Below are 22,622 nucleotides of genomic sequence, written 5' to 3' on the forward strand. Positions count from 1 at the left end.
GACTGCAACTAGAATGCGGTAAACCGCATTCTGTTACAGCCCCTTTTGCATTATTACATTTACTGTATTTATGGGGATATTGTTTTATATAATAAATTTTGATAAATCAAATATGCTATATTTGAAAAGGCATATAATATTTGTGAATATTTGTTTATTCGTATTAATAGATATTAGATGTAAATATTTGTGATGAAGATAGAATTTATACATTGTAGTAATATAAAAATATTTGTAAAACTTATATATTTAAATGATAATGAAATAAATATGAGTTGTAATGCTATAGAATATATAGATTAAAACCAACAAATGAGAGGAATTTAAGATTAAATCATATAATTTTATATTGTTATTTATGTATAATAATTTATATAAAATACATGGGATGTAATTTGATATTTTATACATGCTATGTTATGATACACATATAAAGCAAGACAGTAAGACAAAATATATTTTTTAGGAGGATGTTACCAATGTTAGGTAAAGTAAAATGGTTTAGTGCAGAAAAAGGTTATGGCTTTATTGAAAGAGAAGATGGTAGCGATGTATTCGTTCATTTTTCTGCTATTCAAGATGAAGGATTTAAATCTTTATCTGAAGGCCAAAATGTAACTTTTGATATTGTTGACGGTAATCGTGGCCCTCAAGCAGCAAATGTTGTAAAAGCGTAATCACATACCAAATAATACATAAAAACAAAATTAAAAAAATCCCAACAGCGCATTTGTTGGGATTTTTTGTATATTAAATAGTGTACAATACATATTTCTACAAAAAATATAAAATTTTTTATCTAAAAAGAGGAGTTTTATATACATATGTAGAAATACTAAATAAGACACCAGAAATAGAATAGTAAGATTGATTCTAAGGACTGGTTGTTGATTTTTAGAAAGGGTGTTGACATATGAAAGTAGCAATCAGAGGTAAAAACATTGAAGTAACAGCGGCTCTTCGCGAATATGTAGAAAAAAGATTAAGTAAATTAACTCGTTTCTTTGATGATGAATTAGATGCACAAGCAGTATTATCTGTAGTGCGTGATAAAGCAACAATTGAAATTACATGTTTCGTAGATAAAATCGTACTTCGCGGTGTAGAAACAAATGATGATATGTACGCAGCAATTGATCTAGTAGTGGATAAAATTGTTCGACAAATTCATAAACATAAAACTCGTTTAGCAAAACGATTCAAACGTCAAGAAGCTTTCCATCCTGATGTAGCACCTCTTGATACACCTGTAGAAGAAGAAAAGATTGAAGTTGTAAAACGCAAACATTTTGCTGTTCGTCCTATGGATGTAGAAGAAGCTATCTTGCAAATGAATTTGATTGGTCATGACTTCTTCATGTTCTTTAATGCGGAAACAGAAACAATGAATGTAGTTTACCGCAGACATGATGGGTTCTATGGCTTAATTGAACCAGAATTAAAATAATTGTATCGGTTAATCATTTTATTCCTTTCTGCTTTGATTTATCCGAACCCAATATACGATGGATACCCGAAAGGGTATCCATTTTATATATACTGTCATATCTTTATAGAAAAGCCTTGAATTCTTTGACTATTCAAGGCTTTTTCGTTATAATGAATTAGATATAATTATGTAAGATATCCTGAAGAGGAGTGATTTGTTTGTTCGGCTTTTTACAAAGTCTTATAGGAAATAATAGCGCAAAAGAAGTTAAGAAAATGCGCAAAATCGTTGATCATATTAACGAATTAGAACCTAATTATGTAAAATTGAGTGATGCTAATCTCGTCGCAAAAACCGATGAGTTTAAGCGTCGCTTACAAAAGGGAGAAACCTTAGACGATATTTTACCAGAAGCATTTGCCGTTTGTCGCGAAGCATCTAAACGCGTGCTTGGCATGCGTCATTTTGATGTGCAATTACTAGGTGGTATTTGCTTGCATAGAGGCAATATTGCGGAAATGCGTACAGGCGAAGGTAAAACATTAGTTGCAACCTTGGCTGTTTATCTTAATGCTTTATCCGGTAAGGGCGTTCACGTTGTTACAGTCAATGATTATTTGGCAACCCGTGACAGTGAACAAATGGGCCGATTATATAATTTCCTAGGCCTTTCAACAGGTCTCATTGTGGCCAATCTTGATTATAACCAACGTAAAGAAGCATATGGTGCTGATGTTACCTATGGTACTAATAATGAATTTGGTTTTGATTATCTTCGCGATAACATGGTGTCCGATGTATCCCAAATGGTACAGCGTCCATTAAACTATGCAATCGTCGATGAAGTTGACTCCATTTTAATTGATGAAGCTAGAACACCACTTATCATTTCTGGACCTGGTAGCCGTTCTACTGATAACTACTATAAATTGGCACAAGTTGTTCCTCATCTAAAAAAAGATGAAGACTATACTATTGATGAAAAACAAAAAACTATTGCACCTACAGATTCTGGTATTGCTAAGGTTGAAAAAATGTTAGGCATTGAAAACTTGTATGATGCTGACAACATTGAACTCAATCATTTGCTTGGCGCATCGTTGCGTGCGTATGCTATGATGCATCGTGATACAGATTACGTAGTAAAAGATGGCGAAGTTGTAATTGTCGATGAATTTACAGGCCGTTTAATGTTTGGTCGTCGCTATTCTGATGGTTTACACCAAGCTATCGAAGCTAAAGAGGGCCTTAAGGTTGAACGTGAAAGTCAAACACTAGCATCCATTACATTCCAAAACTATTTCCGTATGTATGAAAAATTGTCCGGTATGACTGGTACTGCGAAAACAGAAGAAAAGGAATTTAATGATATTTATGGATTGGAAGTTATTCCAATTCCTCCAAATCGTCCGTTGATTCGTATAGATTTACCAGATCTTATCTTTAAATCTAAAGCCGCTAAATATCGTGCTGTTGTACGCAATGCAGTGGAACGACATAAAACAGGTCAACCAATTTTGATTGGTACTACTTCGATTACTCAATCTGAAGAGCTTTCAGACATGTTATTACGCGCAGGTGTACCTCATAAGGTATTGAATGCTAAACATCATGAACAAGAAGCGGAAATCGTTGCTAATGCTGGTCAAATGGGCATGGTTACCATCGCAACTAATATGGCGGGTCGTGGTACAGATATTACACTAGGTGAAGGTGTACCTGAACTTGGTGGTTTGGCTATTTTAGGGACGGAACGTCATGAAAGCCGTCGTATTGATAACCAATTGCGCGGTCGTGCAGGCCGTCAAGGTGACCCAGGTTCTTCTCAATTCTTCCTATCCTTAGAAGATGACTTAATGCGTATCTTTGGTGCAGACAATATTTCAGGGATTATGGATAAACTTGGAATGGAGGAAGATGAACCAATCGAACATTCTTTAATTACAAAATCTATCGAACGAGCTCAAAAGAAGGTTGAAGATCATAACTACAATATTCGTAAGTATATCTTGGAATACGATGATGTTATGAACCAACAACGTGAAGTGTTATATGAGCAACGCCGTCGTATTTTAAGAAATGAATCTTTACGAGACACTATCAATGAAATGATTGATAAGCTTGTAACTGATGCTGTCGATGCGTATGCTGATGAAAAATTGTATCCTGAAGAATGGGATTACGAAGGGTTACATAAACACTTGAGTCAATACTTCTTAACTTCTGACCTTATGTCTACAGAAGAAATGGAAGAATACACACGTCAAGAATTGGATGAACGTTTACACGAAATTGCACATAGTGAATATCAAGAACGTGTCGATCTCTTAGGAGATGCTATGTTTAGCCAACTTGAAAAAGCAATTATGCTACGTGTTGTCGATAGTAAATGGATGGAACATTTGGATAACATGGATATGCTTCGTGAAGGTATTGGCCTTCGTGCATATGGACAAAAAAATCCATTGGTGGAATATAAATTTGAAGCCTACGATATGTTCCAACACATGATTGATACCATCCAAGATGAAACAATCATGGCGTTATACAAAATTCGTGCACAATTGATTCAGGAAATTGAACAACCAGTTGATCACTTAGAAGGTGCACAACCCCATCATGAAGATGTGTTGGAGCCACAAAACATAGATTAACATTTGTGAATGGCACGTTGCTCAATGGGAAGAGTACCTTCTGAGCAACGGCCATTTTTCATTTTAGTAATACAGTATATCAATACTATATACATATAGTATTGATATAAAGGTGGTGAACATAAATTGTTAGAAGATTTAAAACCTATTATTTCTGGTTTAGAAGAGCGAATTTATGGAATGAGGGATTCACTTTAACATCGCTCAAAAAGAAGAACGAATCTTCACACTTGATGTAGAAATGAGTGACCCCACATTTTGGGATGATCCAGATAAGGCACGTGAAATTTCTCAGGAAGCTACACAATTAAAAAACTCTGTAGAAGGTTATAAACAATTAGTATCCGATATCGAAGATGCTAGTGTCATGTTAGATATGGCAATCGAAGAAGAAGATATGTCTATGGAAGTCGAAATTAAGCAACTTGTAAATGGTATTCAAGAGGCCGTAGAAAAGCAAGAGGTATTACTTTTATTGGGTGGGGAATATGATAAGAATAATGCGATTCTTACATTCCATGCTGGCGCTGGTGGTACTGAAGCACAAGATTGGTGTTCAATACTTATTCGGATGTATTTACGATGGGCTGAAAAAAGCGGATTTTCTGTAGAACTTATGGATGAGCAACCAGGCGATGAAGCAGGTATTAAAAGCGCGACATTTCTTATTAAAGGCGAAAATGCTTTTGGTTATTTAAAATCTGAAAAGGGTGTACATCGTCTTGTTCGTATTTCACCATTTGATGCTGCGGCTCGTCGTCATACATCATTTGCAGCTGTGGATGTGATGCCTGAAATTGATGATACTGTAGAAATTAATATCGACATGAAAGATGTTCAAGTTGATACCTATCGTGCAAGTGGTGCTGGTGGTCAGCATATTAATAAAACTGACTCCGCTGTTCGTATGACGCATAAACCAACAGGAATCGTGGTTCAATGTCAATCTCAACGTTCTCAAATACAAAATAGAGAACAAGCCCTTCGTTTATTACGAGCAAAGTTGTTTGAATTAGAACTTGAGAAACAAGCTGAACTTAAAGAAAAAATTGGCGGCACATATCAAGCTATAGAATGGGGTAGTCAAATTAGATCTTATGTTTTCCATCCTTATAATATGGTAAAGGATCATCGTACATCGGTTGAAACTGGTAATGTACAGGCTGTTATGGATGGTAATATCGACCAATTCATAGAAGGCTATTTAAAGAAAGAAGCTAATTTAATAGTATAGGTGCTATAATGAAAAAATTTTTACTATTCATCGTCTTGCTTATCATTGTATGTGTAGTCGGTGCTCAGTTTGTAGTTCCTAAATATATGGAATCTATTGTGGAAGATGAGTTAAATCAATCACTTAAACCTACTAGTCAAACTGTTGTTGTTGAATCTACGCCAGCTTTTAAACTGGTTTATGGGCAGGCAGATCATGCTGCAGGAACATTAGAAAATGTTCAATTAGGAAAATTGAATTTTTCTAGCCTTCACTATGAGGCTAATAATATTGTAATCAATCCTATTTCTCTCATTGCATCTCATGAGGTAGAGGTTCTTAGTCTGGGTCCTTCCTATGTGGAAGGTATTGTATTAGAGGATGATTTAAAGAAATTCCTCATTCAAAATACAGAAGGACTACAAGATGCTAATGTAGTGATTAATAATAATCGCATAGCATTAACTGGTACTATTAACATTATGGGGTCTCTGAAAGGAACAGCTAGTTTAGAAGGTGCTTTGCAGTTGAAAGATAATGTTTTATCATTTGCTCCAAGTCGATTTACTGTTAGTGGATTAACTATTTCTGGTATTACTTCACAACAATTGCAACCTATTTCAATTTACGATTTCAACAATTTCCCTGTTCCGGTTAAAGCTGAGTCTGTTAACGTTGAAAATGGAGAAATTCACATTAAGATTAAACCTGTACTCAATTAGAAAGGAAATATCGTGCATACAGCTAAGAAAACTAAGCACTCATTAGTTCTTATACTATGTATCATAGTAGGACTTATTTCAGCACTCTACTTGGTAATGGAGCGCAATACAATTGAAAAGGCACAAAATCATATTGAGAATATATTAGATTATGATGCTGTACTTCGAGCTAATGCCTTTGAAAAACGTAGTCAAAAAGATGCTTTTGATGCACTGAAAGAAGCGGGAATTACGGCGTTTGCCATCTATGATAGAACATTAGAAAAGGCTAATGATGCTGGTGAAATCAAATTACTTTCATCACAAGATATTTCCAATGTTCGTATCAATGGTGGTTCTATTAAACCAGGGGCTACTTATGTTGCACTTATTCCTGGTAAAGAAGGCTATTATAAAGAAATCCGTGAAGACTTGTATCACCGTATTAGTAAAGATAAGGTTAAAGAACTTAACACTAGCATAGGCCCTGTATTAGAACTACAAGGTGCACCTTCTGATAGTTATGCAAAGATGAACTTAGGTATTTCTAAGCTCCAAGCTATGGAAGTATCAAATCGCGGATTTAATGTTATAGTAAGACCTACTAACTATCGAAATGTAACGTCTGATGATATTAAATATGTATTTAATCGTTTAGATGGTGTCCCTCACGTAACAGGTATTATTTTTGCTGGTAAAGAGGCATTAGGTGCACCAGATCATATTGATGAAACCTTGGAGGCTATGAATAATCTGCATATACCATTGGTAGGCATTGAAGCAGTTAATCAGTTACAATACGAGCCTCAATTGGGTTTCTTAGATATGGCAGCTAAGAAGAATTACAGTGTCGGTCGTGTCTATACAATCTCTAAGGATGAGTTGAAAAAGATTACTCCTGAAGAAGCAGCACAACGATTCTACATTAGTGATATTGAACGTAATATTCGATTTAATTTATTCCCAATGTATGAAGTAGGGCAAAATAATGAAACTGTTTTACAAACGACCATTAATTATGTTCGTAGTGCAACAGATAAGCTAAGTGCTAAGGGGTATGAATTTGGACCGGCGGACATTTATCCTGCTTATACTCCAAATCCTTTATTAGTTGTGTTAACAATGATTGGTAGTATTGCATTATTGGTGTATGTAGGACAAATGTTTATAGCTATGTCACAACATAAACAATTGGTGTTATTCTTTGCCTTATCATTAGTATCCATTGTTGGATTTATTGTAACTAGCGGTACATTATTAGTTCAAGTCTGGGCCTTGTCTGCAGCCATTATGGCGCCTGTAGGTGCTTTGGTAATTCTCATGGAAGAATGGCGTAGATCTGATGGTACACGTCCTGTAGGTGCATGGAAATCTACGTTACTCGCATTGCTCTATCTTGTAATAGCAACATTATTTGCTGCTATTGGTGGTATGTATATTGCGGCCTTATTAGGTAATACGAAATTCTTTATGGAATTTGAAATATTTAGAGGTGTAAAACTTACATTTGTATTACCAATCATCCTTGTTGTGATTGCTTACTTGCAACGCTTTCCATTATGGAAAGGTCGCATGATTAACTCTGGTACAGAAGCTAAACAGTTCGTTAAAGAATTTCTAACTACAGATGTAAAAATGTATGTGTTCTTTGTGTTCGCTGTCATTGGTGCTGCGGCTTGGGTATTTGTAGGCCGTAGTGGACATACGGCAGGTGTGCCTGTTCCAACATTTGAACTCGTATTGCGTAGATTCTTAGAGAATACACTATATGCTCGACCACGTGAAAAAGAATTTATGATTGGTCACCCATTGTTGATGCTTGCCACGTTTGCGTTCCTACGTAAATGGCCTATGGTTATTCATTTTGTATTAACTATAGCAGGTGTCATTGGCGTCGCATCCATGGTTGAAACATTCTGTCATATTAGAACACCGGTATTCATGTCTATTATGCGTGGGTATGATGGTTTGTTGCTTGGTTGTGCGATCGGTATCGTTCTTATTCTTGCAGTTCGTTTCGTTATCTATATAACGCAATGGGCTATGCATCGGGAGGACAGTCATGAGTAATATCGTTATTTCCGGTTACTATGGCTTTGGTAATGCTGGTGATGAAGCTATGCTTTGTGCCATTATTGATGCTATTCGTGATGTAGAAGACGATGCACATATTACGGTTATCTCCGGTAATCCGCAAGAGACTAGTAGAAAACATAAAATTAAGGCTGTTGGAACATTTGCTGCCTTTGGTATTTTGAATGCTATACGTAGTGCGGACCTAGTGATTAGTGGCGGAGGTAGTTTATTACAAGATGCCACTAGTATTCGAAATACCTATTACTATCTAAGTATTATGGGGCTCGCAAAATTGCTTGGCAAGCCTGTTATGCTTTACTCGCAAGGCATTGGACCTTTGTATCGTAAATCTACAAAGCGTGCAGTTCGGTTTATGTTGAAATATGTAGATGGGATTACGGTTCGTGATTCCATTTCTAAAGATGAGTTGAATGCATTGGGAATTCATGATGTGGAGGTTACCGCCGATGCAGTACTCGCAATGCATAAGGCTGATCCAACCATCGGATCTAATATATTAACCAAATATAATTGTGCGCCTCTTGAAAGTGGTAGAAAACGCGTAGGTATTGCTGTTCGCAGTTGGAAGGATGATACGGCGTATAGACAGAGTTTGGCAGATGTATTGAGCCGGCTAAGTTTGGAGCAAGATGCTGAAATAGTATTCATACCTATGTCTCATCCTTATGATACGAAGGAAGCAAAGATTATAGCTTCATTGATGAAGGTGAAACCAATTGTATTAGAGGGTCCTTTTACTACGGAAGAACAACTATCTTTATCTGGTAATGTAGATCTAATGATTGGTATACGTCTACACGCGCTTGTGTTTAGCTCTTTGATGGGAAAACCAGTTATAGGTATTTCCTATGACCCTAAAATTACAAGTTTTTTACATATGATTGAACAAGAACCAATTGGTACTATGACAGAATTAGATTCTAATGTTCTATATAATCGATGTGTAGAACTTTTACAGTCTACAGAATCTTATCAACATTCATTCAATCGCATTCAAACATTGCGCAAGGTATCGAAACGCAATGCAGAATTTGCTATTTCACTTTTAGAAGAGTATTAAATATAAATTGGAGATTATCCAGAAAGTGAGGTCTTTATGGCTACATTGAGTCAAGATCAAAAACAATTAGTACAAGAGAAAGCAAAAGCGATTCGCGTAAGCATCGTACAGTCTGTTACAGCAGCTAAATCTGGACATCCAGGTGGCTCTTTATCCATTGCTGATGTAATGTCTCTTTTATATTTTGTAGAAATGAATGTAGACCCAAGTAATCCTAAAAAGCAAGATCGTGACCGTTTTGTGTTATCAAAAGGTCATGCAGCGCCAGCATTGTATGCGACACTTGCTGAAAAGGGATATTTTCCTAAATCTGAATTAATCAATTTGCGTAAAATTAATCATTTCCTTCAAGGTCATCCTGACATGAAGCATACACCTGGTGTAGATATGTCTACAGGTTCTTTGGGCCAAGGAATTTCTGCAGCTTGTGGTATGGCATTGGCAGGTAAAATCGATAATGCTGATTATCGTGTATATTCTATTCTCGGTGATGGAGAACTTGAAGAAGGTCAAGTATGGGAAGCTGCTATGTTTGCAGGTCACTATAAATTAAATAATTTGACTGCCTTTGTAGATTACAATGGCCTACAAATTGATGGTGATATTAAAAAAGTTATGTCCCCATTGCCAATTCCTGATAAATTTAAAGCTTTCAAATGGAATGTTATTGAAGTAAATGGTCACGATATTGATGAATTACATCAAGCTATTGAAGATGCGAAAGCTTTCACAGATGGCCCTACATGTATTGTAATGCATACTGTAAAAGGTAAAGGTGTTGCAGAAATGGAAGGTCAAGCTGGTTGGCATGGTAAGGCACCTAGTGAAGAACAAGGTGTGGCATTCGTAAATGAAATCATGGGGGTACAATAATGGGTAAAGCAACACGTGAAGCGTACGGTAATGCGCTAGCAAAAATTGGTAAAGAAAATTCTAATATTATTGTTCTTGATGCTGATTTATCAAAATCTACTAAGACTGATACATTTAAGAAAGAGTGTCCAGAACGTTTCTTTAATGTAGGCATTGCAGAGCAAAATCTTATTTCTGTAGGTGCTGGTTTAGCAGCAGCCGGGAAGATTCCTTTTGTATCATCCTTTGCTATGTTTGCAACAGGACGCGCATTTGAACAAATCCGTAATGCTGTATGTTATCCAAAACTTAATGTGAAAGTATGCGCTACACATGCGGGTATTACTGTAGGTGAAGATGGCGCAACTCATCAAAGCTTAGAAGATATCGCATGTATGCGTGTTTTACCTAATATGACTGTTATTGTGCCAGCAGATGAAAAAGAAACAGAATCTGTCATTAAATGGGCAGCTGATTATAATGGTCCTGTTTATGTACGTCTCGGTCGTGCTGGTGTTGATGATGTAACAGCAGAAGGATATACTTTCACACCTGGTAAATCCAATCAATTAAAAGATGGTTCTGATGTGACAATTATCGCTTGTGGTGCGTTGGTAGGGCCAGCAGTTGAAGCAGCTAAACAACTAGAAGGTAAACAAATTTCTGCCCGCGTTATTAATATGGCATCCATTAAACCTATCGATGCTGACGCTATTATTAAAGCCGCTGAAGAAACAGGCGCCATTGTGACTGCTGAAGAACATAATATTTTAGGCGGTTTAGGTTCTGCTGTTTCTGAAGTTGTTGTTGCTCATAAACCTGTTCCTATGGAATTCGTTGGTGTACAGGATACATTTGGGGAGAGTGGTACACCAAAAGAATTGATGGCGAAATATGGGCTAACAGCTGATGATATTGTAAAAGCAGTTAAAAAAGTGGTGACACGTAAATAAAAGGGGAACCAATGATAGAATTTAAGAATGTTAGTAAAGTGTATGACAATGGATCTACCGCACTTGATAATGTGTGCATTACTATCAACGATGGTGAATTTGTATTGATTTGTGGTCATAGTGGGGCTGGTAAGTCTACGTTGTTTAAGTTATTAACTCATGAAGTGACACCTGATTCTGGTGTAGTCATCGTCGATGAGTTTGATGTTACAAAAATGAAACGTAGTAAGATACCAAAATTACGTCGTAAATTAGGCGTAGTATTTCAAGATTTCCGCTTATTACCTAATAAAAGCGTGGCTGAAAATATTGCTTTTGCCTTAGAGGTTATCGAGGAGAAACCTAAGGTAATAAAAGAGAAGGTAGCTCATGTTCTTGAATTAGTTGGATTATCGGACAAGGCAAATGATTTACCAGAAGATTTGTCTGGTGGTGAACAACAACGCGTTGCTATAGCTCGCGCCATCGTTAATCGTCCATCTGTATTGATAGCCGACGAACCAACGGGCAATCTTGACCCAAATACAAGTAAGGGTATTGTGGACTTGTTTAAGCATATTAATAATTTTGGCACTACCGTAATTATGGTTACTCATAATATGGATATTGTTACCTATTTAAATAAACGAGTTATCGAATTGAAAGATGGTCGTGTTCTTAGTGATAATATGAGGGGTGCAGAATTTAATGAAGCCTAGAACAATGAAATATTTTTTTAAGGAAGCTTTAAAGTCCATGAAACGCAATGGTCTTATGACATTGGCGTCTATATCCACAGTAGCATTGTCATTATTTATGCTCGGTGTATTTCTCTGTGGCGTAATTAATCTTAATAACATGGCATCTAGCTTAGAAAATCAAGTGCAGTTAAGTGTGTATTTAAAGGATGGCCTTACTACTGAACAAATTATGGCTGTTGGTAAGAAGGTAAAAGCGATTCCAAATCTTAAACATTTAGAGTTTGTTAATAAAGAGCAAGCCATGAAAGAATTTAAGGAACGCTTAGGTGATCAACAACAATTAGTGAATGCCTTAGGCGGTGTAAATCCATTGCCAAATTCTTATGTTCTTACCTTTGAAAACCCGGAAGATGTTAAGTCTACAGCCAAATTGGTTACTACATTCCCCGGTGTGGAAAGTACACATTATGGGCAAGATATCATCGAAGAACTGTTCCGTATTACTCAAATTATTCGCATCGGTGGTATTGTGCTTATCGGTTTCTTAGCAGCTGCTACATTATTCATTATTTCTAATACAATTCGATTGACTGTCTTTGCACGTCGGAAAGAAATTGCAATTATGAAATATGTAGGTGCTACAAATGGGTTTATTCGTTGGCCATTTGTTATTGAAGGTATGTTACTTGGCTTTATCGGGGCTATTATTGCCGTATTATGTGTAGGCGAATTCTATCATTTTATTACCATGGAAGTTTCCGACTCACTTGCATTCTTCCCACTAGTTCCTATGTTCCCATTCTTCTATCAATTGGTAGCATGTTTAATCGGTGGCGGCATTATTGTAGGGATTATTGGCAGTACCATTTCATTAAAACAATACATGAAAGTATAGTAGGGAGATTATGAGACAGTATACATTTAAAACTCGTCTCGTTGCAGCCCTTCTATCGGGAGTGGTATTGTGCGGGACACCAGCCTATATTATGGCTGAAGATGAGGATTTAACAAATCAACTCGATTCGATTCAACAACAAATGAATCAACAAAATGCTGCAAAAGCAGATGCAGAGACTGTAATTGGTAGCGTTTCTGAACAATTGCGACAAATTGAAGAGCAACTTCGTCAAGCGACTGCCGAGTTGAGTACCATTAAAGAACAGCGTGTAGCAGTAGAAAATGATATTACACTTAATGAACGTCAATTAGCTGAGGCACAAAAAAGATTGGAAGGTCGAGAAGCCGTATTTTATAAACGGGTTCGCGATATCTATATCAATGGTAGACTAAGCTATATTGATGTTGTTATTGGATCTAAAGATTTTAGTGATTTTGCCAATCGCTTAGAAGTTTTAAAACGAATCATCGATTCTGATATTACGTTAATTGGGGAAATAAAAAAAGAGCGAGCTCAAATAGAAGAGCATAAACAAAAGCTAGAATCAGATCGAGCTAAATTGGTTGAACTAGAAAAAGCGGCGCTTGCAAAACAAGCCGAAATTGAACAGAAAAAGGCTGAGCGAAATGTAGTACTTCAAAAGGCTCAAAATGATAGAGCTACTGCTATGCAGGCTATAGAGGAACTCAATGCTTCTTCTGCGCAAGTAAGTGCTATGTTGAAAGAACGCCAAGCTGCACGTGCGGCAGCTGCCGCAGCGGCTGCCGCTGCTGCGGCTCAATCCTCTGGTGGACAAGGTGCATCAGATAATTGGGTACAAGGTACAGGGCAACTTGGCTGGCCTGTTAGTGGTGAAATTACTTCCCCTTATGGCTATCGTGTTCATCCAATTTGGGGGACTACAATTTATCACTCCGGTATTGATATTGGTGTTGATGAAGGTACACCAGTTCATGCTGCTGACGGTGGCGTTGTAGTTTGGTCTGGATGGATGGGCGGCTATGGTTATGCTGTTGTTATCGATCATGGAAATGGACTTTCTACACTCTATGGTCATAACTCTGAGCTCGCTGTAGATGAAGGTCAATCCGTTGCGAAGGGCCAAGTTATTTCTTATGCCGGCAGTACTGGTAATAGTACAGGACCTCATGTTCACTTTGAAGTTCGTGCAAACGGGGATCCGGTAGATCCTATGGGTTATTTATAGAATGAATAATAAATTTAAAACAATTGGTTTAGCATTAATTAAATATCTATTTGCTTCCATCATCATGTTGTGGCTAGTATTTTGGTATATTTCTGGATCAGCAATGGGTTTACCTAGATTTGTTGTAACCTATTACATAGCGACTCAGAAATTCATGACACCAATTAGTAAAGCTACTTTGTTTGATGGCATGTTAAAAGGCTTAGTTGCTTCTTTAGGAGAGCCTCATAGTGTCTATTTAGACAAGGATGATTTTGAATCTATGAAAGAGCATACCTCTGGTACTTATGCAGGCGTGGGAATGGTTCTCGGTCATGGCTCAAAAGGATTAGAAGCTGTTTCTGTGATTGATGATATGCCGGCTTATAAAGCTGGCATCAAAAGCGGCGATCATATTGTATCCATCGATGGTGTAGATACTAATTCTATGACCATTGAAGATGCAGCGTCTAAAATTCGCGGTGAAGCTGGCAGCGATGTAACGATTGTGATAGAACGTGATAATCAGTTATCAACATTTAAAGTAACAAGAGAAGAAATCGTGTTACCAACGGTTAAAAGCAAAATGCTAACAGAACACATTGGATATATTCGGATTAGTCAATTTGCTGAACATACAGCAGGTGATTTCAAAACGCAATATGAGCAGCTTCTATCCGAAGGGATGACTTCACTTGTTCTCGATTTACGTGATAATCCAGGTGGATTACTTAATAGTGCACAAGATATTGCTAGTATTATGATGCCAGAAGGCATATTAGTATCTTTTACTACACGTGATGGAAAGACAAGAAATTATGTATCGGATGGTAAAAATCCTGCTTTGCCTATGGTAGTTCTCATAAATAAAGGTTCTGCTAGTGCATCTGAAATTATTGCTGGTGCTATTCAAGATAGAAAATTAGGTACTATTGTTGGCACTAATAGTTATGGTAAAGGCACTGTTCAAAGTGTATATCCAAATCTAGAGGATGAAGGTATTAAAGTGACTATAGCTAAATACCATACTCCTAATGATCGTGTTATTGATGGCACAGGTATTCAACCAGATGTAGTTCTAGAATTACCAAAGGGAACTACCCCATCTAGTGATATGTCAGATATTCAAATTCAAAAGGCAATAGAACTATTAAAATAGTTTTGCAGAAAAGGATGTAATTATGTTTATAGATCGCGCTCGTGTATTTGTAAAAGCGGGTGATGGCGGAGACGGTATGTCTAGTTTCCGTCGAGAGAAATATGTTCCTAATGGCGGACCAAGCGGTGGCGATGGTGGCCAAGGGGCAGATGTCATTTTACAAGCAGATAAAAATATTAATACTCTTGTGGATTTTCGTTATAAACGCCAATTTAAAGCGCCAAAGGGTGGCAATGGTGAAAGTGCCAATAAACATGGCCGGGGTGCGGACAATTTAATTATTCCGGTTCCGTTAGGCACAGTTGTTAAGGATGAGGAAACCGGAAAAATATTTTGTGATTTAGTTCATGATGGCGACACTTTTGTCATTGCAAAAGGTGGCCGTGGTGGGCGTGGTAATGCGAGATTTTTATCTAGCTCTAATCGTGCACCAACCTTTGCTGAAAAAGGTGAACCAGGGGAAGAACGCTGGTTACAACTAGAGTTAAAGGTATTGGCTGACGTTGGTTTACTTGGCTATCCAAGCGTTGGTAAATCCAGTATTTTACGCAAGGTATCAAAAGCACAACCAGAGGTTGCTGCGTATCACTTTACAACATTGACACCTGTATTGGGTGTTGTGACGCTTGCTGGAGATCGTAGTTTTGTATTGGCTGATATTCCTGGTCTTATTGAAGGGGCTAGTGAAGGTGTTGGCCTTGGTCATAATTTCTTGCGTCATGTAGAACGTACGAATATTCTAATCCATGTACTAGATGTTTCTGGTATGGAAGGCCGTGATCCTAAAGTAGATTTTGATGCTATTAATGACGAGTTGCGTAAATACTCAGAGAAATTAGCTAATAAGAAACAAATTATAGCACTTAATAAAATAGATCTTGTCTATGATGATGAAACAATTCCAAACACAAAATCTTATTTTGAAGATAAGGGCTACGAAGTTTTCTTAATCAATGCATTAAGTGGTGAAGGCTTACCTGAGTTAATGGAACGGGCTTATTATTATGTAGAAAATTATGAGCCAGAGGTAGAAGCCACCGATGATACAGTTATGTACGAAGCAAAACCAGATACGGAATTTGTTATCACCCGTGGTGATGATGCTGCCTTTTATATTACAGGTAAGCGTATCGAACGTCTTGTGGCAATGACAAATCTTGATGATGATCAATCTTTGCGTCGATTCCAACGTATTTGGCGTTTCATGGAGTTAGATAATAAATTGCGTGAAAAAGGTTGCCAAGAAGGCGATGAAGTTGTTATTGGTGATCAACGCTTCACATTTAGAGACTAGGAGTTATAATGACAGGAAAACAGAAACGGTATTTACGTTCATTAGCTGCTACCATGCCAGCTGTTGTACAAATTGGTAAAAACGGACTTGAAAATAGTGTTATTGATAGCGCTAGATTGGCATTGATGGCACGTGAATTGATTAAAGTGAAATTGCTTAATAATAGTCCAGAAGGTAAAGATATTTTTCAAGAATTAGCCGATATGCTTGGCGCTGAGTTAGTCCAAGTTATTGGATTCAATGGTGTTCTATATAAAGCAAAAAAAGAGCCGAAGATTATATTACCTAAATAATAGTTATAACCTTTTTCCCTTATAGGAGATGATTGTATGAGAGATGCCATTAAGAATGCTAAACGCATTGTTGTTAAAGTGGGTAGCAGTACATTATGTTACCCAAATGGTCATTTAAATTTAGAACGGATAGAACATTTAGTCCGTCAATTATCAGATCTTGCCAACCAAGGGAAAGAGGTTATTCTTGTTTCTTCGGGGGCGACGGGTGCAGGCCTTGCGCCGTTAGGATTTAAAGAAAAACCAAGAGATCTTGTGTTACGTCAAGCATCAGCAGCAGTAGGACAAGGTGTACTCATTCATATGTATGAACGCATGTTTCGAGAGTACGGTAGAACGGTTGCCCAAATATTATTGACTAAGGAGGATAGCACTTCTCGTCATAGCTATTTGAACCTACGAAATACATTACATGCGTTGTTACAATTACATGTCATTCCAATCATTAATGAAAATGATGTAGTAGCTATTGAAGAATATAAAATAGGCGATAATGATACATTATCGGCTACTGTAGCAGGGATTGTAGAAGCTGATGTGCTAATTATTTTATCTGATATTGATGGTTTATATACGGCTAATCCAGCTACAGATTCTACAGCTACTTTAATCCACGAAGTTTCTGTGATTACAGATGAAACTTATGAAATCGCTGGTGGTGCAGGTTCAAGTATGGGTACCGGTGGAATGTATACAAAAATTAAGGCTGCTCATATGGCGACTAATTCAGGTATACATATGATTATTGCCAGTGGTGAATCAGATAATTCTTTACGCAAAGTATGTAAAGGTGAGAATATAGGTACATTATTCGTCGCTAATGATCAAGGTGTTTCTCAAAAACATCATTGGGTAGCGTATGGTAAACGTCTAACTGGATCTATCGTCATTGATGAAGGGTGTACTAAGGCTGTATTGAATCATGGTGCAAGCATTTTACCTGCAGGTGTAATAGGCGTAGAAGGTTCTTTTGAACCGGGTGATACGGTATCAATCATTTTTAATGGTAAAGAGATTGCCAGAGGTTTAGTAAATTATAGTGCTACGGATTTACTAAAAATTAAAGGTCATAATACACAAGATATTGCAGAGGTATTGGGGATTAATTCGACTTATGATGAAGTTGTGCATAGGAACAACTTAGTTCTGATTCATTGAAGAGGTGCGGTATGAATTCATATGAAAGTATATTTAAAGAAATGGGTGAATCTGCACGGGCAGCATCTATTGTTTTACAACAATTACCAGAAACACGTATCAATGAAGTATTATGCGCAATGGCTGATGCATTAGTAAAACATGGTGATACAATTTTAGAAGCCAATGGTTTAGATATGGATGGTGCTCGAGGTGTAGTGCCTGATACTATGTTGGATAGATTACTACTATCTAAAGAGCGTATTAATCAAATGGCTGAAGGTGTACGTCAAGTTAGTTTACTACCTTCTCCTGTGGGTACTGTATTAGAGACTATTGATAGACCCAATGGACTTCACATTGAAAAACGAGCCGTACCTTTTGGTGTTATTGGCATTATTTTTGAGGCTCGTCCCAATGTAACGGTTGATGCTGGTGCACTATGCTTTAAAACTGCAAATGCCACTATTTTACGTGGTGGTAAAGAGGCGTTTCATACGAATCGAACCATCGTATCCATCATGCAAGATGTACTAGAGTCATATGATTTACCGCGTTTATCGATACAGCTTGTAGAAGTATTGGACCGTGAAGCAGTCAGTGTTTTACTACAACAACGACGGTATATAGACGTAGTCATTCCACGTGGTGGGGCTGGATTAATACAACGAGTTGTACGAGATAGTATGATCCCGGTTATAGAGACGGGAAGTGGTGTTTGTCACACCTATGTTGATGCCGAAGCTAATATAGATATGGCTGTTGATATTGCTGTGAATGCTAAGGTGCAACGCCCATCTGTATGTAATTCTATGGAAACTTTATTGGTTCATAAATCTATTGCACACGAGTTTTTATTGGCATTAGAGCAAAGATTAGCCCCTCACCATGTCATGATTCATGGTACCCCAGAAGTATTACAGATTGTTAAGGGGGTTGCTGTTGACGAGTATTCCTTTAGTACAGAATATAATGATTTTGATTTAAATATAGCAATTGTATCCTCAGTAGATGAGGCAATCTCTCATATTAATCGATATACAACACATCATTCCGAAGCAATTGTGACAGATAATATTAATACAGCACAACAGTTTATGAATCTTATTGATTGTTCTACTGTATATCATAATGCATCTACTCGTTTTACCGATGGTTTTGAATTTGGATTTGGTGCTGAAATCGGTATTAGTACCCAAAAGCTTCATGCTCGTGGGCCAATGGGATTACAAGCGCTAACATCTTATAAATACTTCGTATTTGGAACGGGGCAAATTCGGTCGTGATGCGTTTATATTATCTAATACGGGCCTACTATCGCTATATTCAGACTCCAAAAGGTCGTTATGAGTGGGTATCGTATATAAAGGCAATAGTATTATTTATCTTGATTTGTATTATCGTCATAAAGGGTGTGACTTATATATGGGAGACACTAGGCGAATTGGGATTATAGGAGGAACCTTTAATCCTATCCACTTAGGACATCTAATGATTGCAGAAGTGGCAAGAGAAAGCTTTCAGTTAGAAAAAGTTATATTTGTTCCTGCAAGGATACCTCCTCATAAGCATAATGATGTTATCGATGCAAAGCATCGTTATGCTATGACTGCTGCTGCCGTAGCAGATAATCCATATTTTGAAATATCCGATGTGGAAATGCACCGTGAAGGCCCTTCATATACGATTGATACGATTCATTATTTCAAAAGCATATATGGAAATGCGGTAGAATTTTTCTTTATTGCCGGTACCGATACGATACGAGATTTACCTAATTGGAAATTTATAGATGAATTATTAGATCATTGCCATTTCATTGGCGCTATGAGACCTGATGGTTCACAGGTTATTGATACTACCTTAGAGTTATTAGGACCAAAGGCTGTAGATAGAATTCATCTAATGAATGTACCTGAAATGAAATTATCTGCTACCTATTTAAGAGACCGACTGCGACATGGTTTAACAGTCAGGTATATGTTACCTAAATGTGTAGTTCAGTATATTGAAGAATATGATATTTATCGGAAGGAATAGTTAAGGTGGATATACAACAAATTGAAACCGATTTATCCAATAAGTTAAGTAAGAAGCGATTTATACACACATTAGGTGTTGTAGAGTCAGCTATCTATTTAGCAAAAAAATATGGAGCTAATGTAGAGGATGCGCATATAGCTGCATTATTACATGATTGCGCTAAAGAATTACCTCTATTGGAAATGCAAGATGTAGTTGCCGACTTATCCTGTGATGCAGATATGTTGCGCAGTGGTGCTTTATTACATGGTCTAGCAGGGATGGTTTTAGCCAACACTCAATATGGCATTACTAATCGTGAAGTGTTGGAAGCTATCCGTGTTCATACAACCGGAAAAGTAGGAATGTCAAAATTAGATAAGATTATATTTTTAGCTGATTATATTGAGCCAAATCGTAACTTTCCTGGTGTAAATGATATTCGTAAGGCTGCCGAACAATCCCTTGATGATGGGGTATTATGTGGATTTGATATGACTATTCGACATTTAATTGATAGTGGGGATACAATTTATCCGCTTACTATTATTAGTCGTAATGATCTAATACATCATATGAAAAAGGAAGGTGCCTACAATGGATGAATTAGAGAAAGCACGTGCTCGTCGTCGTAGAAGACGTAGAGAGCGTCAGATGAAAAAGAATAAGGTTCAGTGGTGGCGTCTAATCATTGTATTCGCCTTAGCACTTACCGTTGTTTGTGGTATTGGATGGGGGATGTACAGTGGCATTAGCTATGTATATCATCGTGTAACACAAACCGATACAGCAAGTGAAATTGAAGAATCCAGTGAACCTAAACATACTGATACTGTTAATGTAGAACAGAAAGCATTAAATAAACCTGTATATGTGTTGATTGTAGGTCGAGATACTAATAATCCGAGTCAAGCTGATTCTCTATTTCTCATGTCTATTAATATGAATACGAATACGATGGATATCATTGGCATTCCTAGTAACAGTAAGATTGAAAGTAGAGATCAAAAGTCTGCTTCTATGTTAAATCAAATGTATGCAGAAGGAAATATTGAATTAACAAAAGCTGTTGTAGAGGATATGTTCCATATTAGTATTCCATACTATGTTGTTGTTGATGAAGCAGCTTTCAAAAAAACGAGTGATGTGTTAGGCAGTCAACAGTTTTATGTAGAAAAAAATATGGAACATGTGGATGCTGAAACAGGATCTAAAGATATAGATTTACGTCGTGGTTATCAAAATTTAGATAGTGATAATGCGTTGGCATATTTACGCTATACAGATGAAAATAATGATAATTTTGGACGCGTTCAACGGCAAGAACGGTTCTTGAAATTATGGGTTGATCGTGAACAAGATACATGGTTTATTACCAAAGCTTGGCATATTTGGAGACTATGGAGCCATTATGAAAGTAATATTTCTACGTGGGATGCTATCAAATTGATGCGCACAATTGGTCAAATGGAAAAAGATCATATTCATTTTTATATTTTGCCTGGGGAAAAGGAAAAAATAAATAATGTTGTGTACTGGCATGTTAATCCAACGGAGGCACAGCGCTTAGTGGGTATTACGATGGGAACATTAGCACCTGAGGATTTAACTCAATTTATAGCTACCCCAGAGACTAAAAAAGAGCCTGTTGCAATCGAATCTGAACAAAGTACACGCACAAAACCATCAGAACCAGGTTCGGAACCAGAAAAGAAAGAATAATAGGAGATACGATGAAACAAAAAGAAGAAATTAAACAACATGTTTTAACCCTTGCACAAGCTGCATATGATAAAAAAGGCCATGACATTGAAATATTAGACCTAGAAGGTATTTCAATGCTAGGTGATTATTTTATGATTGCCAGTGCTAATAATATTAAACAATCCCAAAGTATTGCCGATGAGATTGAAGATATAGCAGCAGAACAAGGTATGACAGTTCTTCACCGTGAAGGTTATCGCGAAGGTGAATGGATTTTATTGGACTTTGGCGATATTATTTGCCACGTCTTTGGTAATGATGAAATTCGTGAATTTTATGGCCTTGAAGCTTTATGGAACGATGCAGGACGTGTTCCTTTTGAAGGAGAATAATCTATGGCTAGCGAATTATTGGAAAATACCATTGCTACACTGCGTGTTCTACGTACTAGTGATCATGGCGCTTTCCTTGACGGTCAAACGGGAAATACAAATGATGATATTTTGCTCCATAAGGATCAACAAACTTCACCAGTTGCCATAGGTGATGATGTAGAGGTATTTCTATATCGAGACCCTAAGGGACGTTTGACTGCCTCCATGCGATTGCCTGCTATGAAGGTCGGTCAAATTGGTTATGTTGAGGTTATTAATGTAACCAATTTTGGGTGTTTCGTTGAGGTCGGTACTGAGCGGGGGATTTTTATGCCTCACGCTGAAATGCGTGGCAGACCGCAAGTAGGTGAAAAGGTATGGGTAAAGCTATATACCGATAAATCGGGCCGTATGGCTGTTTCCATGGATGTTGATGATGAAATGCGCCGAGCGTCTAAAGCAGCTACTGATGCTGTTGTTGGCCAACAAGTGACGGGAGCCATCTATAATTTGACAAGTGATGGTGCATTCTTTATCACCCCAGAACGATGGATAGCCTTTTTACATCGTTCTGAAATGACGAGAAAGTTAAATGTTGGTGAAATGGTAGAGGCTCGTGTAACATTTAAGCGTGATGATGGTCGTATTAATGTTTCTATGCGTCCAATTAAAGAAAAAGCGTTAATTTCTGATGGTCAGATTATTATGGAATACCTATTACAACGAGGCGGTAAAATGCCTTATAGTGATGAGTCTTCTGCTATGTTAATTAAAGATAAATTTAATATTAGCAAAGCAGCCTTTAAACGTGCTTTAGGTCATTTAATGAAAGAACGCCTTGTCGTGCAAGAAGATGGGTGGACATTGCTTACAGAATCAGGAAAACAATGGAACCCTAATCAACAAGAGGACTAAA

22 protein-coding genes are annotated in these 22,622 nt (G+C 37.2%); all 22 read left to right on the forward strand.

What is annotated here, in order from left to right:
• The first annotated feature begins 479 nt into the window (after positions 1 to 479).
• Positions 480 to 677, forward strand: a complete 198-nt coding sequence (locus O3617_RS08090; protein WP_005379075.1) for a cold shock domain-containing protein — start codon at positions 480 to 482, stop codon at positions 675 to 677.
• Between the two features lie 236 nt (positions 678 to 913).
• Positions 914 to 1,447: a ribosome hibernation-promoting factor, HPF/YfiA family gene (gene hpf / locus O3617_RS08095; RefSeq protein WP_371449494.1), complete on the forward strand. Its 534-nt coding sequence runs from the start codon at positions 914 to 916 to the stop codon at positions 1,445 to 1,447.
• Positions 1,448 to 1,647: 200 nt separating this feature from the next.
• On the forward strand, positions 1,648 to 4,083 hold the full coding sequence (secA, locus tag O3617_RS08100) for a preprotein translocase subunit SecA (protein ID WP_371449495.1): 2,436 nt from the start codon (positions 1,648 to 1,650) through the stop codon (positions 4,081 to 4,083).
• A gap of 126 nt (positions 4,084 to 4,209) precedes the next feature.
• Positions 4,210 to 5,317, forward strand: a protein-coding gene (gene prfB / locus O3617_RS08105) for a peptide chain release factor 2 (protein WP_371449496.1) whose coding sequence is annotated in 2 segments (ribosomal slippage) — positions 4,210 to 4,266 and positions 4,268 to 5,317 — 1,107 coding nt in all. Because the reading frame shifts where the segments join, the coding sequence is not laid out codon by codon here.
• A gap of 8 nt (positions 5,318 to 5,325) precedes the next feature.
• Complete coding sequence (locus tag O3617_RS08110; protein WP_371449497.1) at positions 5,326 to 6,018, forward strand: LmeA family phospholipid-binding protein; 693 nt, start codon at positions 5,326 to 5,328, stop codon at positions 6,016 to 6,018.
• A gap of 12 nt (positions 6,019 to 6,030) precedes the next feature.
• Positions 6,031 to 8,067, forward strand: a complete 2,037-nt coding sequence (locus tag O3617_RS08115) for a DUF5693 family protein (RefSeq protein ID WP_371449498.1) — start codon at positions 6,031 to 6,033, stop codon at positions 8,065 to 8,067.
• Entirely contained in the window at positions 8,060 to 9,154 is a 1,095-nt protein-coding gene (gene csaB, locus O3617_RS08120; protein ID WP_371449499.1) for a polysaccharide pyruvyl transferase CsaB, read from the forward strand. Before O3617_RS08115 ends, csaB begins: the two co-directional genes overlap by 8 nt.
• Positions 9,155 to 9,190: 36 nt before the next feature.
• Positions 9,191 to 10,027 (forward strand): transketolase, encoded by an 837-nt coding sequence (locus tag O3617_RS08125; RefSeq protein WP_371449500.1) that lies wholly within the window; start codon positions 9,191 to 9,193, stop codon positions 10,025 to 10,027.
• On the forward strand, positions 10,027 to 10,959 hold the full coding sequence (locus tag O3617_RS08130; protein WP_371449501.1) for a transketolase family protein: 933 nt from the start codon (positions 10,027 to 10,029) through the stop codon (positions 10,957 to 10,959). The genes O3617_RS08125 and O3617_RS08130 overlap by 1 nt, the downstream gene beginning before the upstream one ends.
• A gap of 11 nt (positions 10,960 to 10,970) precedes the next feature.
• Positions 10,971 to 11,657: a cell division ATP-binding protein FtsE gene (gene ftsE / locus O3617_RS08135; protein WP_371449502.1), complete on the forward strand. Its 687-nt coding sequence runs from the start codon at positions 10,971 to 10,973 to the stop codon at positions 11,655 to 11,657.
• Positions 11,647 to 12,534 (forward strand): permease-like cell division protein FtsX, encoded by an 888-nt coding sequence (ftsX, locus tag O3617_RS08140; protein ID WP_371449503.1) that lies wholly within the window; start codon positions 11,647 to 11,649, stop codon positions 12,532 to 12,534. Before ftsE ends, ftsX begins: the two co-directional genes overlap by 11 nt.
• Positions 12,535 to 12,544: 10 nt before the next feature.
• Positions 12,545 to 13,744, forward strand: coding sequence for a murein hydrolase activator EnvC (locus O3617_RS08145; RefSeq protein WP_371449504.1), 1,200 nt, complete (start codon positions 12,545 to 12,547; stop codon positions 13,742 to 13,744).
• Position 13,745: 1 nt separating this feature from the next.
• Positions 13,746 to 14,882 (forward strand): S41 family peptidase, encoded by a 1,137-nt coding sequence (locus O3617_RS08150; RefSeq protein ID WP_371449505.1) that lies wholly within the window; start codon positions 13,746 to 13,748, stop codon positions 14,880 to 14,882.
• A 22-nt stretch (positions 14,883 to 14,904) separates the two neighbouring features.
• On the forward strand, positions 14,905 to 16,176 hold the full coding sequence (gene obgE / locus O3617_RS08155) for a GTPase ObgE (RefSeq protein WP_371449506.1): 1,272 nt from the start codon (positions 14,905 to 14,907) through the stop codon (positions 16,174 to 16,176).
• Between the two features lie 8 nt (positions 16,177 to 16,184).
• Positions 16,185 to 16,469, forward strand: a complete 285-nt coding sequence (locus O3617_RS08160) for a YhbY family RNA-binding protein (protein ID WP_371449507.1) — start codon at positions 16,185 to 16,187, stop codon at positions 16,467 to 16,469.
• 36 nt (positions 16,470 to 16,505) lie between these two features.
• Positions 16,506 to 17,627 (forward strand): glutamate 5-kinase, encoded by a 1,122-nt coding sequence (gene proB, locus O3617_RS08165; protein WP_371449508.1) that lies wholly within the window; start codon positions 16,506 to 16,508, stop codon positions 17,625 to 17,627.
• Between the two features lie 11 nt (positions 17,628 to 17,638).
• Positions 17,639 to 18,892, forward strand: coding sequence for a glutamate-5-semialdehyde dehydrogenase (locus O3617_RS08170; RefSeq protein ID WP_371449509.1), 1,254 nt, complete (start codon positions 17,639 to 17,641; stop codon positions 18,890 to 18,892).
• Between the two features lie 139 nt (positions 18,893 to 19,031).
• Positions 19,032 to 19,646 carry a nicotinate-nucleotide adenylyltransferase gene (gene nadD, locus O3617_RS08175; RefSeq protein ID WP_371449510.1) on the forward strand — a complete coding sequence of 205 codons (615 nt, stop codon included), beginning with the start codon at positions 19,032 to 19,034 and terminating at the stop codon, positions 19,644 to 19,646.
• A gap of 5 nt (positions 19,647 to 19,651) precedes the next feature.
• Entirely contained in the window at positions 19,652 to 20,233 is a 582-nt protein-coding gene (gene yqeK / locus O3617_RS08180; RefSeq protein WP_371449511.1) for a bis(5'-nucleosyl)-tetraphosphatase (symmetrical) YqeK, read from the forward strand.
• A complete protein-coding gene (locus O3617_RS08185; protein ID WP_371449512.1) occupies positions 20,226 to 21,350 on the forward strand; it encodes an LCP family protein in 1,125 nt (374 codons plus the stop codon). Before yqeK ends, O3617_RS08185 begins: the two co-directional genes overlap by 8 nt.
• Before the next feature lie 11 nt (positions 21,351 to 21,361).
• Entirely contained in the window at positions 21,362 to 21,724 is a 363-nt protein-coding gene (gene rsfS / locus O3617_RS08190; RefSeq protein ID WP_371449513.1) for a ribosome silencing factor, read from the forward strand.
• Positions 21,725 to 21,727: 3 nt separating this feature from the next.
• Positions 21,728 to 22,621 carry a S1 RNA-binding domain-containing protein gene (locus O3617_RS08195; RefSeq protein WP_371449514.1) on the forward strand — a complete coding sequence of 298 codons (894 nt, stop codon included), beginning with the start codon at positions 21,728 to 21,730 and terminating at the stop codon, positions 22,619 to 22,621.
• The last annotated feature ends 1 nt before the right edge of the window (position 22,622 follow it).

Origin of the sequence: Veillonella sp. 27098_8_77 (assembly GCF_041431535.1) — a bacterium.
Classification (GTDB): domain Bacteria; phylum Bacillota; class Negativicutes; order Veillonellales; family Veillonellaceae; genus Veillonella.